The sequence below is a fragment of the Pseudovibrio sp. M1P-2-3 genome (genome assembly GCF_031501865.1).
Lineage (GTDB): Bacteria > Pseudomonadota > Alphaproteobacteria > Rhizobiales > Stappiaceae > Pseudovibrio > Pseudovibrio corallicola.
Map to the genome: position 1 here is coordinate 329,565 of NZ_JARRCW010000001.1, position 14,081 is coordinate 343,645.

Consider the following 14,081-nt stretch of genomic DNA (forward strand, 5'->3'; position numbering starts at 1 on the left):
GGATAGGGAATATTCAAAAAATGAAACTCTTTTACAAACCCGGTGCCTGCTCGCTTGCATCACACATTGCACTGATTGAAATCAACGCAGCCTTTGAGATAGAGGCTGTAGACACAAATAGTGGGCGAACCGAGCATGGAGTTGATTACTCCCTAATCAACTCCAAAGGTTACGTTCCGGCGTTGCAGCTCAAAGATGGGGATATATTGACCGAGGGGCCTGCAATTCTACAATTTCTCGCGGACAAAAACCCTCAAGCGAATCTCATCCCGGATGTAGGGACAAAGGCTCGGGCACGGATGTTGGAACAGCTTACTTTTGTTTCCTCAGAAGTACACAAGGCATTTGGGCCACTATTTCGCGAAGGGGCTAGCGAAGAGGAAAAGGAAATTGCCAGAGCCCGTGTTGGGTATACTTTCGAGAGCATTGAAGCTCTCCTTTCTGACGGGCGAGATACCATTATTCCCGGACAGTTCACGATCGCTGATGCCTATCTCTTCGTAGTAGCAAACTGGGCGAACTTCACCGGAATTGATCTCAAAAGATGGCCACATCTTAAGGCCTTTATTACCAATGTGTCCGCACGTCCTTCCGTTCAAAGTGCAATGCGAGCGGAAGGTTTTTTACAATGACACCAGATACAATCACAAGTGTTACGAAGTTAATGGAAGATTATTTTGAAGGGCTCTATCAGGCGGACAGCAATCGACTTCGGCAAGTTTTTCACCCCAGACTGTCCTATGTTTGCGTAACAGAAGGTGACGAGCTTTATCTCGATCTGGAGACCTACTTGTCAAAAGTCGATAAACGTGAACCTCCTGCACAAAGAGGAGAGAAGCGCTCAGACTCAATTCTCGAAATTTCCTTTGGCGGAGTGCAGATGGCGCATGTGAAAGCGCAAGTTTCGATGCTGGGCCGTGACTATCTGGATTATCTTACACTTATACGACACGGAAATGGTTGGCGGATTGTATCAAAAGTATTTTCTTATACTCCTAAGGAGGCAGAATGATGCCCTATGTCAATATTAAAGTAACACGTGAAGGCGGGCCGGATGGTGCAGGACCAAGTGAAGAAGAAAAGAAACAATTAATTTTTGGTGTTACAGACCTTCTTGAGCGTGTTCTTGGGAAAGAGCCGTCAACAACCTTTGTTGTCATTGACGAGGTTGGTTTGGCCGACTGGGGAATTGGGGGACTCCCGGTCGAAGATTATAGAAAGTTGTAGGCTTAACACAGCAATATGTCACAAGCCTCCTAGAGATTAACCCCAATAAATTTCATTCTTCAGTTCATACCCCTATTGGAGCCTAGGTTGCAAAACTCCTAGGCTTCAATAGTTGACACTACCATCTGCTTTTTAAGCAGACGAAACGTAAATTGTTTGCGCTGCTCGTGTCCTTCATGCTGCTTGATCTTGACATAGCTGCGCTTTTGCTCTGAGGCAAGCAGAGCTTTTTGTAGCTGAACCCATCAGCACATAGAAGTTTGGACAGACTGAAGGGGTGGCAGACACGCCATTTTTTTACCAGCTTGTCGGACTGTCTCCTATATGGACCAAACACTTATTGAAATTGGGAAGTTCACATGAAGTTTTTATGGGCCTTGAAGTATGGAAGGCCGTCTTTGTGAAAGATGTCTCCTGATACGGAAAACCCTAGTTTTTCATAGAATGGTAAAGCAGTCTCTCGCGCATCACACCATAGTTCTCTCGCACTTGTTTGGGCTAGCTTTTCTATCGCGGTTTCAATGAGGCGTTGGCCAATTCCTTGACCTTGAAAATCTGGCAAAACAGCCAGCTTACGTAGACGAACTGAAGTACCTTCATAGAAGAAAGAGCCAACGCCTACGAGTGAGGTCATGTGGAGTGCGCCAAGGTGCAGTGCAGTCTCATCCCCGGTTACTGCGAGAGCTTCAATGGATTTTGAAGGCCATAAAACCTGCTGGCGGATGGCATAGGTTTCATGAGGTGAAATTTGCTTAATCGTAACCATGGTACTACTCAAACTTCAAAGTCGTCAGTTGGGATGATTTTCTTTTGCAAACACACACTTTGGGTGTCCAAGTAGCCAGCGTTTTCGTAAAAGCCTAGAGCATTTGTATTGTCTGCGCGAACGAGCAGTTGCACCTTCCAGATATTACGTTTTGCAAGCCACTCCTCTGCTGCGGCTAATAGCTTGTTCCCATAACCGTGCCCCTGATGGTTTGGATGGGTGCACATATAGTAGACCCATCCACGGTGACCATCTTCTCCGCACATGACGGAGCCGACCAGTTCGCCGCTAACCTTAAGAACGAGGAGGGTGGAATGGTTATCTCGCAACGCAAAGGGATATCACGATAAGGATTATTCCACTCTCGGAAGACACCCGCGTCCTTCCACAAAGCGATGATGGCTTCAGTGTCGTGAGGTTCTAATCTCTCTAGCAGTATTTCGGGATGTCTTTGCATGTGGGGTTAACGCTTTAAGGCACCGGTGGTGACATAGTGTAGAATCTCGACCACTTGTGCGGGAGTTTCAGCGGTTGCCAGTGCGGCGGCATTTATTTCCTTCAAAGGGTGGGTGAGAGAACGGTCATGTTGTACAATCAAGGACTTGCCGAGTGCTATGGCCATTCCCGCATCAAATGCGGCATTCCATTGTTTGTATTTATCGCCAAAACGGACAACAACAATATCAGCATCATTGATCAAAGTGCGTGTACGGATCGCGTTAATCTTGGATCCTTTGTGGTCGTACCAGAACTTATCTTCTTCATGACCCAAAATGACAGCCCCGCAATCATCGCTGGCATCATGATCGGTGATTGGTTTGTCAAAGTGTATGGGAAGGGAAAATTCCTTCGCCCCTTCAATAATCTGTTCTCTCCAGTCAGTGTGAATTTCACCGCTGAGGTATACACGCCACGTTTTCATTGGTTCCCCATGTCTAAGTAAGGAGGCGGCCCTTGCCACCTTCAGCCCGTATTTCTAGTTAGTGTATAAGCTTAGGGCATAGCTGGGGGCAATGCTGCTCATTTGATATGTAACATGTGATTGGACTTGGGACAGGTTGAGCTCTGCGCGCATGAGGTGGGCTTGTGCAAAAACAACATCTGCATGCAGGGCAAGCGTGGGTGACTTTTTATTGTAACACTTTTGCGGGTCTTTGGCGCTCTCGCATTTCAAGGTGAGTTCTTCTTTCGCACCTTCTCGTGCTTTTATAAGGTCAGCTTTGGCCTGTCTGATCTGCGCCCTGGCGTCATAAAGTTGTTTACCCAGCATATAGCCCTGTTGGAAGCGGAGTGCGCTGCTGGCAGGACAAACATTGCGTAAGGGTTTGCCGCCGCTGCCTTGCTCAAACCCCATTGTTGGGGTGCAGAAGCTTTGCAGGCCCTGTATGCGGCCTTGAGAATAAGCAGCCCTATCGGGTGCAATGCCATACTTTCCGCAGGCTTTTGAGTGCGTGTTGATACGGTCTGCTTCATACCCTTTCTGACCATCCATGAAACCAAGAGCTCGCCAATCACCCGCTTTACAGTCTTCTTCGGAAAGGGAAGCACATGCGCTTAATATAAAAGCGAAGGCCAGAAAGCTGATGAGGTTTGAAATTTTTTTCATGGAAATGTTCCTATTGTGTTCTTCTTTTCAGCCTGTAAACTGTCAGAGGAATCACGATTAATGGCCGCAACTATGAAATTACCCTAGGAATTTTTTCTGAACCTAGGATGAATGGGGGCAGCCAAGAAATAAACTCATGGGGGGAGCTATGCAATTAACCGGTAAGTGTTTGTGTGGAACAGTGAAATTTACATGTGACACTGACAACCAAACGGTGAGCCGTTGCCACTGCGGGCAGTGTCGCAATTCTGGTGGGGCCTTTGATTCAGTGGGTACCAAATTCGCAAAACTGGAGTTTCTAGAGGGGGAAGACCAACTTACCTGGTATGAATCCTCTGATTACGCCCGAAGGGGTTTTTGCCCCCGTTGTGGATCCACCTTGTTTTGGCATGCAGACCGCCACCCAGAGTTCGCAAAGTATATTGCCATCTCTGTTGGCAGCCTGAATGACACGTCAGGCTTGAAGCTTGCCAAGCATATTTTCTGCGCGGATAAAGGGGGCTACTACGAAATTGACGGAGATGTACTCCAATTGGAAACGTACTAGCTTGCAAACCCAGTGAGGGCTACTTATAGCCCACCTTCCAAAGAGTATCGAAAGCCTCGCGGTAGGTTGGGTAACGGAAAGTATATTTGAAGGCCTCTTTGACCTTACTGTTTTCACAGCGCTTCGTTTCGCCGTAAAAAGAGCGCGCCATTGGGGACATTTGGGCATCTTCAAAAGGAACCTCCGGTGGTGGAGCAACGCCCATCAGGTTCGCTGCATAGGAAACGACATCTTGTGGCGGGGCGGGTTCGTCATCACATACGTTGAAGATCCCGGTGATCGGGCGGGTAAGAGAGGACCCCAGTACGCCGGAGATGTCTTCCACATGGATGCGGTTGAAAACCTGTCCGGGTTTGATGATGCGTTTTGCAGAGCCTTTTTCCAAATTGATAAAGCCATTTCGGCCTTTGCCATAAATGCCCGCAAGGCGCAGAACAATCAGGGGGAGGGCGTAATGCTTCGCCAGCTCCTGCCAGTCTTTTTCTGCCTGTACCCGTTGAACCGAGCGTTTTGAAACGGGCCTGCATTCACTGGCCTCATTCACCCATGCACCGTCATGGTCTCCGTAAACACCAACGGTGGACAGGTAGGCAATCCAATTGGTTTGGGCCTCTGCAATGATATGGCGGTATGCACTGAGAACAGGGTCGCCCATATCCCCTGGTCCAATGGAAACCAGAATATGGGAGGCCTGTACCAGCTCGTTAATAATGGTTGGCTCTGGTTTAATGCCGTTAAAGAGAAAAGGAGTTACCCCCATCGATTCCAATAGGGGTAACTTGTCTTTTGAACGGGTTGTTCCACCAATCCAATCAAAACGGTGACCATGGTCTTTCACAAACTGTGTTGAGCTATAGCCCATTCCAAATACAAATAGTCTCACGCTATGCGCTCCTGCGGTTGATCGGAACGGGTACATGTCCCGCCTTTTAAGGCCCGTCACATGTTCCGAAGTAATTGAACTGGTTCCATTCGCATGCCCGGTTTGAGCTGGGGAACAATTTCTAAAGTTTCAGATGCGCCCGGCGTACCTCAAACAACATAATAGCCGTAGCAATGGCGAGGTTAAGGCTGTCCGCCTGACCCTCTTGAGGAATTTTGACAAGCTGGGAACAACTGTCAGCCAAAGGATCGCTCAGGCCCGCCTGTTCGTTACCCATTACCAGAAGAACCGGCTCACCATAATCGGCCTCCCGGTAGTCCTTGTTACCGCGAAGGTGAGTGCCCACTACAGGCCCCGGCCATTTGCTACGGAAAGAAATAAACTCTTCCTCTGTGCAGCGCACCAGCGGCATGTGGAACAAGGAGCCCATGGTGGCGCGAACGGTTTCAACTGAAAACGGATCGGTCGTGTCTCCAATGAGCACAACACCGCTTGCGCCAACCGCATCAGCTGTGCGGATGATGGTGCCAAGGTTTCCGGGGTCACGAATCCGGTCGAGACAGAGCCAAGTTTTTGCCCCAGTAGGATCAACCGCTTTAAGGGTGTGCACTTGCTGTTCGTAAACACCTACAACCATCTGCGGGTTATCGCGGCGGGTAATGGCAGAAAGCACTGCGGTGCTCACTTCCAAAATCAAAGTTCCCCGCGCCTTGGCCTTGGCTGCCGCCTCCATAGCGATTTTGTTTTCCCGTGCCTCAGGACCGAGGGCCAGGTAGCGCAGCTTCCATCCTGCGTCCAGTGCATCCGTTGCAAGCTTTAGCCCTTCGGCAACAAATAAGCCGCTTTCCCGGCGGTGCTTGCGCTGGGCAACCAAACCTTTGATCTCTTTGACGATCGGGTTGGAATGGGAGGTGATCTGTTTAACGGAGCCTTCCCGCTGTTTTAGATGGCTGGACATTTATGCGGTATCTCCTGAAGGGGCGCTCCAACGGCTGAAAAGTGAGGTGGAGAGTAAACGGGTGCTGTCGTGTTCGCGAATGGCCAGTTCACCGGATTCGATTGTTCCGGGTAGGCCTGCAAGGTGTTCGCGCATCAACTCGTGAGAGGCCAGATAGGAAGCGCGAATGGCATAGGAAGACATGAGCATAAAACGGGCATGGGGAGAGAGAAGCTGACGCATCAACTGCAGCATTTCCGGCATACTTTCAAAAAAGTCCCAGACTTCACCCTTCGGACCACGGCCATATTTGGGTGGATCAAGAATGATACCGTCATAGGTATTTCCGCGGCGTACTTCCCGCTGGGCAAACTTCATAGCGTCATCACAAATCCAGCGAATCGGCAGGTCCTGCATACCGGAGAGTTCTTGGTTCTCACGCGCCCAGCCGATGGCTTTTTTGGAGGCATCCACATGGGTTACATGGGCACCATTTGCAGCGGGCAGGAGCGAGGCAAGGCCGGTGTATCCGAACAGATTCAGAACCTTTAGCTGGCGTTTACTTCCCTTGATGATGTCACTCACCCAGTCCCAATGCGCTGCCTGTTCAGGGAATACGCCCACATGGCGGAAGGACATGAAACGGCCATTAAATGTCACAGGGCCATATTTCATTTTCCATGTATCTGGCAGTTGTTTGGCAAACCGCCAGCGACCTGCGCCTTCTTCCTCCACATCTCCGGTGAAGACTGCATCAGCCTGTTGCCATTGTTTTTCTGGCAGGCGTGGCTGCCCCATGGCCTGCTGTTCTGGTCGAACCACAGTAAAGCGGCCATAACGCTCAAGTTTCTTGCCGTTGCCCATGTCCAGAAGCGCGTAGTCTTTCCATCCGTTCATCTCGATGAGAGAGGAGACAATGCTTCGGGGCGAATCTTTCAAATCAAGCTGCGGTGTTGAGCTTTGTGAGCTAGTCAAAGTCTCTGCCTTTACAGTATGGGCACCTTGATGGAACATCTTAGGTAGCCCGATGTCTATTTTGAGGCATGGGATTAAGCCGCAATGGTGGCAGGGTCAACTTTTTCGGGAATTTTCACGACTAAGCTTACCAACTTCCTAAGAGTTTTTGGCTGGGGAAACACAAATTACATTTTTTATAAGAAAGGTACTTGTCATTACATCCCAAGTTGAGCCAAGCTGAGCACCTGCCACCCCAAAGTATAATGGGGAATTGAAGACATGGATATCGGAGGATTACCCATGGATATGACGGGAGAACAGACTATTCCTGCAAAGCGGGAAAGAGTTTGGGAGGCGCTTAGTGATCCCTCCATTTTAGAAACTTGCATTCCAGGCTGCGAAGATCTTGAAAAAGTGTCGGATGTAGAGATGAAGGCAAGTGTCACGGCAAAAGTAGGGCCGGTTAAAGCCAAGTTTAAAGGTGATGTTTTTCTTTCAGAGTTAGATCCGCCCAACTCCTACAAAATTACAGGAGAGGGGAAAGGCGGCGTTGCGGGCTTTGCCAAGGGCGGGGCACAGGTAACATTGCGTGATTGTCCGGAAGGAACTTTGCTGAGCTACGAAGTTCATGCCACGGTGGGCGGTAAACTGGCGCAGTTGGGAAGCAGACTTATTGATTCAACTGCCAAGAAAATGGCCGATGATTTCTTTACAGCATTTACGAAAGAGCTATCTCAGGAACAAAGTGGTGAGAGCTCCAATGAAGATTTGAAAGATGTTCCCCTTGATCCGGGCTTGATTGAAGGAGCTCGCACAATTGCCATGGAAAATGCGCCAGAGGGGGTGGTGGAGGCCATCTCTGACATGGAGCATGCAGTGGAAGACAAAGTTAAGGACGTAGAAGAAAAGCTGGAGGTTGCAGCGGGAACAAGCTCTTGGGGAGGGCCGTTGATGTGGGGTTTGGGAGCCCTTTTGATCCTGCTTGTCCTTTATGCTGCTTTATCTGGGATGTAAAATTTCTCTTTGAGGGCTAGAGACGCGACCTGCCTTTGAAGATTCATGGAATTTTTCGTCGTTGATATTGAGTAGGGCGCACTTTGAAGGTCGATGCCCTATTCACTCAGAAAATGAACAGCCAGTTCAAACGGTTAGTTCGACTAAGGGAGGGAATTATGGGAACTGTCACAATGACGGTTAACGGCAAGGCCGTAACCGGCACGGTGGAAGACCGAACTTTACTTTCAACCTTCATCCGAGAAAATCTGGAGCTTACAGGCACGCATATTGGCTGCGATACGTCGCAATGCGGGGCGTGTCTGGTGCATCTGGATGGAAAAGCCGTGAAATCGTGCTCCATGCTTGCCGTACAGGCAAATGGGGCGTCCATCGTCACCATCGAAGGAGTTGGAGAGCCGGATAATCTGCATCCCGTGCAAAAGGCCTTTAAGGAAAATCACGGTCTTCAGTGTGGTTTTTGTACGCCCGGAATGGTTATGAGTGCCATTGATATGATCAATCGACTTGGGCCGGATCTGGATGAAGATACAATCCGCCGGGAGCTGGAGGGCAATATCTGCCGCTGTACCGGCTATCATAATATTGTGAAGTCTATCCAAGCGGCCTCTAAAGAAATGCCAGCACTCAGCGAGGCAGCTCAATAGGCTGAATAATAGAGAACAGGCCGCGATCTCTAGATGCTCTTAAAACGCCCTAGGGGACTGTTGATTTTGGAATAGATCGTTTCTGGGAGGGAACGCTATGACAAGTGAAGGAATTGGCGCACGAGTACTGCGCAAAGAAGACAAAAGATTTATTACCGGAAAGGGGCGTTATACAGACGATATCTCGTTGCCGAGAATGGGATATGCCGCCTTTGTCCGCTCGCCTCATGCCCATGCCAAAATATCTGGCATAGATGCTGAAACAGCTCTCGCCATGTCCGGTGTAGATGCTGTGCTTACTGGAGACCAGTTGGTAGCAGATGGTATTGGTAATATTATTTGCGGCTGGATGGTTCATTCCAAGGACGGCTCGCCAATGAATATGGGGGCATGGCGGGCACTGGAACATGAGATTGTACGCTTTGTTGGGCAAGCCGTTGCCATTGTTGTGGCTGATACAGCGCAACAGGCCAATGATGCCGCGGATGCAGTTGAAGTTGACTATGAAGAGTTGCCCGCCGTCATTGACAGTCGAGACGCCATAGCCGATGGGGCGCCCCAGCTTCACCCCGAAGCGGCAGGAAACACCAGTTTTGATTGGGAGATTGGAGATGAGGCAGCAACCAATGATGCGTTCTCCAATGCAAGCCATATTGTCAAAATGGACATTGAAAACAACCGGCTTGTCCCCAATCCAATGGAACCGCGCTCGGCCATCGCTTCCTATGATACAGCAGAGGAGCACTATACTCTTTATACCACCTCACAAAACCCGCATGTGGCCCGTTTACTTCTCTCCGCTTTCTACAATGTGGCACCCGAACATAAATTGCGGGTTATTGCGCCGGATGTGGGGGGCGGCTTTGGTTCAAAAATATATGTTTACCCAGAGGAAATCGTCTGTCTTTGGGCCTCCAAGCGGGTAGGGCGTCCGGTGAAGTGGACATCAGCTCGCACCGAAGCCTTCTTGACCGATGCACACGGGCGCGACCACCATTCCACTGCTGAAATGGCTATTGACGAAAACAATCGTATTACGGGCCTGCGGGTGAACACCCTTGCGAATTTGGGTGCCTATATGTCGTTGTTTTCTTCCTGTGTTCCCACCTACCTGTCTGCAACGCTTTTATCCGGCCAGTACAATATCCCGAACATCTACGCCAATGTGAAGGCGATCTACACTAATACGGTTCCTGTTGATGCTTACCGTGGAGCGGGACGGCCGGAAGCCACATACCTTGTGGAGCGGATGATGGAAACGGCGGCGCGGCAATTGGGCGTGTCACCTGCTGAGTTTCGCCGTACTAATTTTATTCGGGAGTTCCCCCATCAAACACCGGTGATCCTGTGTTATGATGCCGGTGATTATGATGCCTCGCTGGATGCAGCCATGAGTGCCATTGACTACGATGGCTTTGCGGATCGAAAATTTCAGTCCGAAGCAAATGGAAAACTGCGCGGTATCGGTATGTCCTGCTATATTGAGGCTTGCGGAATTGCGCCCTCTGAAGCTGTCGGCTCGCTTGGAGCGGGTGTTGGACTTTGGGAATCTGCCGAGGTTCGAGTGAACCCTGTGGGAACTATTGAGGTTCTCACGGGATCTCACAGTCATGGACAGGGACACGAGACAACCTTTGCCCAGCTTATTGCTGAACGGTTTGGCTTACCTGTCGACAATGTTTCAATTGTTCATGGGGATACGGATAAGGTTCAATTTGGCATGGGCACCTATGGGTCTCGTTCAGGTGCCGTTGGCATGTCCGCTATCGTTAAGGCGCTCGATAAGGTGGAAGCCAAAGCTAAAAGCATCACCGCTCATCAGCTGGAAGCCTCCGAAGAAGATATTATCATTGAAAATGGTGAGCTGAAAATTGCCGGAACCGACAGGAAACTCAGCTTCACAGAGGTCGCTCTGGCTGCATACACCGCGCACAACCTTCCCGAAGGGATGGAGCCGGGCTTGAAGGAAGGGGCTTTTTATGACCCCACCAACTTCACCTTTCCGGCGGGAACTCACATTTGTGAGGTAGAGATTGATCCTGAAACCGGCATCACCGAAATCGTCAAGTTTGTTGCAGCAGATGATTTTGGAACCATCATCAACCCTATGATTGTTGAGGGGCAAGTGCATGGCGGATTGGTACAGGGCATAGGGCAGGCGCTGCATGAGCGTGCCGTCTATGATGACAGCGGACAGCTGCTTTCCGCTTCCTACATGGATTATACCATGCCACGGGCGGATGACGTACCTTCATTCCTTGTAGAAACCACCAAGACCGAATGTCCGGGCAACCCCCTTGGCATGAAAGGGTGCGGTGAGGCAGGGGCCATTGGGGCACCACCAGCGGTGATCAATGCAATTACAAATGCACTGGATGTGCGTGACCTGACCATGCCGGCTTCACCGGAGAAGGTTTGGGCAACACTTCAGCAAAAGAGTGAGAGGATTGCGGCTGAATAAAGCTGCATGAGAGCAGGGGCAGCGCTTCTGCTTTCCTTTCCACCTTTTATTTGTTTGCTAACTGACACTTTAAAGAAAGTGGGAGGTTTTAAAATGTACGAGACAACCTATCACCGTGCCTCATCGGTTTCTGAGGCGGCAGACCTTCTCAAAAAGGCAGAGGATGGAAAATTTCTGGCTGGTGGCCAGACTCTGATACCAACCATGAAACAGCGTCTTGCGGCTCCTTCGGACCTGATAGATCTACGTCAGATCAAGGAGTTGCAAGGGATTGAAAAACAGAGCGATGGGTCCATTCGTATTGGGGCTGCCATGTCCCATGCGGATGTTGCTGGCAATGAGGATGTGAAGGTCACGTTGCCGGGGTTGGCCTCGCTCGCCGAGAGAATTGGTGACCCGCATGTGCGCCATATGGGAACAATCGGGGGCTCTATTGCCAATAATGACCCTGCAGCTGACTATCCGGCAGCACTCGTGGCGCTGGGCGCAACTGTGGAGACAAACCAGAGCACTTATGCGGCAGAGGATTTCTTCACTGGCATGTTTGACACAGCGCTAGGTGAGGAGGAAATTGTCACGGCTGTGGTGATCCCACCTGCGGAAAAATCATCTTATGCCAAGTTCCCGAACCCGGCGTCACGTTATGCCATGGCGGGTGTTTTTGTGGCCAAGGGTGCAAATGGAATTCGGGTTGCTGTCACGGGCGCGGGGCAGGACGGTGTTTTTCGCGTTGAAGACATGGAAAATGCACTGACTGCAAATTGGTCAGCTGATGCCGTTGCTTCAATCTCAGTATCTCCTGAGGATCTGATCACAGATATGCACGGTTCTGCCGAATATCGTGCGAACCTTGTAACTGTGATGGCGAAACGGGCTGTAGGCAGCTGTCGATGATTTTTAAACAACAAAAGCAGTTTTCTGCTTTTGTTGTTTTTTCTCTTCGTTACGCCGCCACCTTGCTTAGGAACTCTTCTATCTGAGCTTCAAGGTATGAGCTGTGGCTTTTGAACGTTATCGTTGTTTGTTGCAAAGAGGCGGCCATACCGCTGGCTTCTTTTGAAGCAGATGCCATGCCTTCCACTGTTCGTGATACTTTGGCAGTGCCGGAGGCGGTGGCGCTAACGTTCATGTTGATTTCTTCGGTTGCATTGACCTGTAAGGCTACTTCCTCGGCAATCGTTGCTGTCAGCTGGTCAACCGAGACAAGTGTTTGTGTGATTTTAGCATTCACACTGGCAACCTTACCTGTGCATTCTTGAATATGATGCACAACCCCTTTTATTTCCTCGGTTGCTGCACTTGTTTGGTTTGCAAGTGTTTTGACCTCTGATGCCACCACAGCAAAGCCTCGCCCCGCGTCTCCGGCACGAGCTGCTTCAATATTGGCATTCAGAGCAAGTAGATTTGTTTGCTCGGCAATCTCATGTATCAAGTTGACAATGTTCCCAACTTGCATACTCGCAGCTTCAAGGTTGGCAATCAATTTTGTCGACTGTTCTGACGCTTTACTTGTTTGAGTTGTTGCGGCAGCGGCGCTGGAAGCACGTTTACTTATGTTTGAACTTGCAGTCGCCAACCTGTCAACGGCATTGGCCACTGTGCTGATCTGATTCGATGTTACCAGCAGGGCTGTATTCGCTTGATTGGAACTTTCTGCGGCGTTTCGAGCGATGGATGTTAAGGAGGTACTTGCGTCTTCAAGAGACACCGCATTTTGAGACATGCCACTTGTTAAGCTTTGAATTTTATGTCGAAACTGCAAGATGAGATGATTGAGGTGTTGCTCGTTCAATTCCGCCTGCTCTTTGGCTCGAAGCTGTTCCCTCGAGAGGCGTTGGCGTTCACGATCACTAGCTTCAAAAATGGACATTGCCTCGTGAATCATCCGCACCTCTTTTAGGTGGCGACCGGACAATACTTTTGCATGAGGCATACCCCTTACCAGATCTTGCATGGATGCAATTGTGAGTCTTAAAGGGGCTACGACGCGGTGAGTAAGATAGAGCGCAATCATCGCGCCTAGAAGGATCGCTAGTACCCCAGAAATAACAGCCCATTGCGCCATGCCTGATACTGTTCGGCCTATACTGGTATCCTGAGTACGTTGTTTTTCTTTCAGCTTGCTAAGAGTTGATCGGGCAATGACGAGGCTGGTTTTAAGCTTTTCGGAAATTCGTTTTTCTTCCCGCTTTAAGCCAGAGTGGGCGCCGAACAGCTGTGTTGCATTCTGGACCAGAATATCACGATCCCTCATTGCAAACTTCAACGTATTTCGTTGGTTACGGGGAGCTGACTTAAAAAAACGCTTTGTTTCTGTCAGCTGGTTTCCTAGGACTCCCAGTGAGTTTAGAAGTTCATCGCGATTTGCTTCATTGGGAGACAAGGAAAACCGCAGAGTATCAGCGAGAGCCCCCCCTGAAGTTATTCCAAGGGTGTTGGAAAGTTCCACCGGAGCCGAGCCCATCTGTTCCAACGTTCTTCTAAGGTGGGAAATGGAGTTGGATAGGGCGCTACCGCTATTGGCAATCAAGGGCAAGGGCTCTTGAGCACTACGCCTAACTGCGAGTAGGGGAACAATTGCTGCATTAAGGTCTGAGGGGAGTTTTTCGATCGCTTTGGCAAAGTCAATGGACTGATGAAGCACCAACCACTTTTTCAAGCTGTCCGCTTTTTGTGAAGTGTCCAGTAAAAGCCTATCAATTACTTTGGTATCATCACTGGCAAACTCCGGTGCCTGTATTGCCTGTAATCGTGCCTCCAAAGTTCCAAGAGCTTCAACCAATGCCTCCGCTTTTCTAGCTCCATCATCTTGTTGTTGTTTCACTTGCAGTGTTTGCTTAATATTTTGACTTTGTAAGTAGTTGGAGACTGAGGTGCCAGCTGGGACGAGAATAAGAGCTACAAGAAAAATGTTAAAGCGGGCTCTTAGGGAGCCTATTTTATATAAAAACCGTTTCATCGTATTGTCCAGATCGAGGGAGGCGTAAGACGTGGTTGATGCTAAGGTCCATAGGCACCCTCGATGACAGTTTGATG

16 protein-coding genes are annotated in these 14,081 nt (G+C 49.7%); 8 read left to right on the forward strand and 8 right to left on the reverse strand.

The genetic code is table 11. The features are described from left to right. Positions 1-20 precede the first annotated feature (20 nt). From gstA to P6574_RS01595, 3 genes are read left to right on the forward strand one after another with little or no spacing between them, the layout of a single operon-like run. The gene (gene gstA / locus P6574_RS01585) at positions 21-632 is read left to right on the forward strand and encodes a glutathione transferase GstA (protein WP_310618651.1); all 612 of its coding nucleotides are present in this window, start codon (positions 21-23) and stop codon (positions 630-632) included. Beyond that, a complete protein-coding gene (locus P6574_RS01590) occupies positions 629-1,012 on the forward strand; it encodes a nuclear transport factor 2 family protein (protein ID WP_310618652.1) in 384 nt (127 codons plus the stop codon). Before gstA ends, P6574_RS01590 begins: the two co-directional genes overlap by 4 nt. After that, on the forward strand, positions 1,009-1,227 hold the full coding sequence (locus tag P6574_RS01595; protein WP_405048063.1) for a tautomerase family protein: 219 nt from the start codon (positions 1,009-1,011) through the stop codon (positions 1,225-1,227). Before P6574_RS01590 ends, P6574_RS01595 begins: the two co-directional genes overlap by 4 nt. A gap of 355 nt (positions 1,228-1,582) precedes the next feature. On the opposite strand, the gene P6574_RS01600 is transcribed toward P6574_RS01595, so the two are convergent. From P6574_RS01600 to P6574_RS01615, 4 genes are all read right to left on the reverse strand, one after another. Next, positions 1,583-1,993 carry a GNAT family N-acetyltransferase gene (locus P6574_RS01600; protein ID WP_310618653.1) on the reverse strand — a complete coding sequence of 137 codons (411 nt, stop codon included), beginning with the start codon at positions 1,991-1,993 and terminating at the stop codon, positions 1,583-1,585. A gap of 8 nt (positions 1,994-2,001) precedes the next feature. Then, positions 2,002-2,322 (reverse strand): GNAT family N-acetyltransferase, encoded by a 321-nt coding sequence (locus P6574_RS01605; protein WP_310618654.1) that lies wholly within the window; start codon positions 2,320-2,322, stop codon positions 2,002-2,004. A gap of 134 nt (positions 2,323-2,456) precedes the next feature. Next, positions 2,457-2,915, reverse strand: a complete 459-nt coding sequence (locus P6574_RS01610) for a YtoQ family protein (RefSeq protein ID WP_310618655.1) — start codon at positions 2,913-2,915, stop codon at positions 2,457-2,459. A 54-nt stretch (positions 2,916-2,969) separates the two neighbouring features. Then, complete coding sequence (locus tag P6574_RS01615) at positions 2,970-3,599, reverse strand: DUF2799 domain-containing protein (protein ID WP_310618656.1); 630 nt, start codon at positions 3,597-3,599, stop codon at positions 2,970-2,972. 148 nt (positions 3,600-3,747) lie between these two features. On the opposite strand from P6574_RS01615, the gene P6574_RS01620 reads away from it, so the two are divergent. Next, positions 3,748-4,146 (forward strand): GFA family protein, encoded by a 399-nt coding sequence (locus P6574_RS01620; RefSeq protein ID WP_310618657.1) that lies wholly within the window; start codon positions 3,748-3,750, stop codon positions 4,144-4,146. A gap of 19 nt (positions 4,147-4,165) precedes the next feature. Here the strand turns inward: P6574_RS01620 and P6574_RS01625 are convergent, their stop codons facing one another. The 3 genes from P6574_RS01625 to P6574_RS01635 all read right to left on the reverse strand — a co-directional run bounded on the left by P6574_RS01625 (position 4,166) and on the right by P6574_RS01635 (position 6,941). Further along, positions 4,166-5,029, reverse strand: coding sequence for an SDR family oxidoreductase (locus P6574_RS01625; protein WP_310618658.1), 864 nt, complete (start codon positions 5,027-5,029; stop codon positions 4,166-4,168). 121 nt (positions 5,030-5,150) lie between these two features. After that, on the reverse strand, positions 5,151-5,987 hold the full coding sequence (locus tag P6574_RS01630; RefSeq protein ID WP_310618659.1) for a TrmH family RNA methyltransferase: 837 nt from the start codon (positions 5,985-5,987) through the stop codon (positions 5,151-5,153). After that, on the reverse strand, positions 5,988-6,941 hold the full coding sequence (locus P6574_RS01635; RefSeq protein ID WP_405048064.1) for a class I SAM-dependent methyltransferase: 954 nt from the start codon (positions 6,939-6,941) through the stop codon (positions 5,988-5,990). A 282-nt stretch (positions 6,942-7,223) separates the two neighbouring features. Between P6574_RS01635 and P6574_RS01640 the strand changes: the two genes are divergently transcribed. The 4 genes from P6574_RS01640 (at position 7,224) to P6574_RS01655 (ending at position 11,939) form a co-directional block, all read left to right on the forward strand. Then, complete coding sequence (locus P6574_RS01640; RefSeq protein WP_405048125.1) at positions 7,224-7,937, forward strand: SRPBCC family protein; 714 nt, start codon at positions 7,224-7,226, stop codon at positions 7,935-7,937. A 158-nt stretch (positions 7,938-8,095) separates the two neighbouring features. Next, complete coding sequence (locus P6574_RS01645) at positions 8,096-8,584, forward strand: (2Fe-2S)-binding protein (RefSeq protein ID WP_310618661.1); 489 nt, start codon at positions 8,096-8,098, stop codon at positions 8,582-8,584. Between the two features lie 97 nt (positions 8,585-8,681). After that, positions 8,682-11,045, forward strand: coding sequence for a xanthine dehydrogenase family protein molybdopterin-binding subunit (locus P6574_RS01650; protein WP_310618662.1), 2,364 nt, complete (start codon positions 8,682-8,684; stop codon positions 11,043-11,045). 93 nt (positions 11,046-11,138) lie between these two features. Continuing rightward, positions 11,139-11,939, forward strand: a complete 801-nt coding sequence (locus tag P6574_RS01655) for an FAD binding domain-containing protein (protein WP_310618663.1) — start codon at positions 11,139-11,141, stop codon at positions 11,937-11,939. Between the two features lie 49 nt (positions 11,940-11,988). On the opposite strand, the gene P6574_RS01660 is transcribed toward P6574_RS01655, so the two are convergent. Then, positions 11,989-14,004, reverse strand: coding sequence for a methyl-accepting chemotaxis protein (locus P6574_RS01660; protein ID WP_310618664.1), 2,016 nt, complete (start codon positions 14,002-14,004; stop codon positions 11,989-11,991). Positions 14,005-14,081 lie beyond the last annotated feature (77 nt).

Bases quoted from the DNA above. Each gene is read 5' to 3' on its own strand.
- gstA (WP_310618651.1), top strand. From the start codon at position 21: ATGAAACTCTTTTACAAACCCGGTGCCTGCTCGCTTGCATCACACATT.
- P6574_RS01590 (WP_310618652.1), top strand. From the start codon at position 629: ATGACACCAGATACAATCACAAGTGTTACGAAGTTAATGGAAGATTAT.
- P6574_RS01595 (WP_405048063.1), top strand. From the start codon at position 1,009: ATGATGCCCTATGTCAATATTAAAGTAACACGTGAAGGCGGGCCGGAT.
- P6574_RS01600 (WP_310618653.1), bottom strand. From the start codon at position 1,993: ATGGTTACGATTAAGCAAATTTCACCTCATGAAACCTATGCCATCCGC.
- P6574_RS01610 (WP_310618655.1), bottom strand. From the start codon at position 2,915: ATGAAAACGTGGCGTGTATACCTCAGCGGTGAAATTCACACTGACTGG.
- P6574_RS01615 (WP_310618656.1), bottom strand. From the start codon at position 3,599: ATGAAAAAAATTTCAAACCTCATCAGCTTTCTGGCCTTCGCTTTTATA.
- P6574_RS01620 (WP_310618657.1), top strand. From the start codon at position 3,748: ATGCAATTAACCGGTAAGTGTTTGTGTGGAACAGTGAAATTTACATGT.
- P6574_RS01630 (WP_310618659.1), bottom strand. From the start codon at position 5,987: ATGTCCAGCCATCTAAAACAGCGGGAAGGCTCCGTTAAACAGATCACC.
- P6574_RS01640 (WP_405048125.1), top strand. From the start codon at position 7,224: ATGGATATGACGGGAGAACAGACTATTCCTGCAAAGCGGGAAAGAGTT.
- P6574_RS01645 (WP_310618661.1), top strand. From the start codon at position 8,096: ATGGGAACTGTCACAATGACGGTTAACGGCAAGGCCGTAACCGGCACG.
- P6574_RS01650 (WP_310618662.1), top strand. From the start codon at position 8,682: ATGACAAGTGAAGGAATTGGCGCACGAGTACTGCGCAAAGAAGACAAA.
- P6574_RS01655 (WP_310618663.1), top strand. From the start codon at position 11,139: ATGTACGAGACAACCTATCACCGTGCCTCATCGGTTTCTGAGGCGGCA.
- P6574_RS01660 (WP_310618664.1), bottom strand. From the start codon at position 14,004: ATGAAACGGTTTTTATATAAAATAGGCTCCCTAAGAGCCCGCTTTAAC.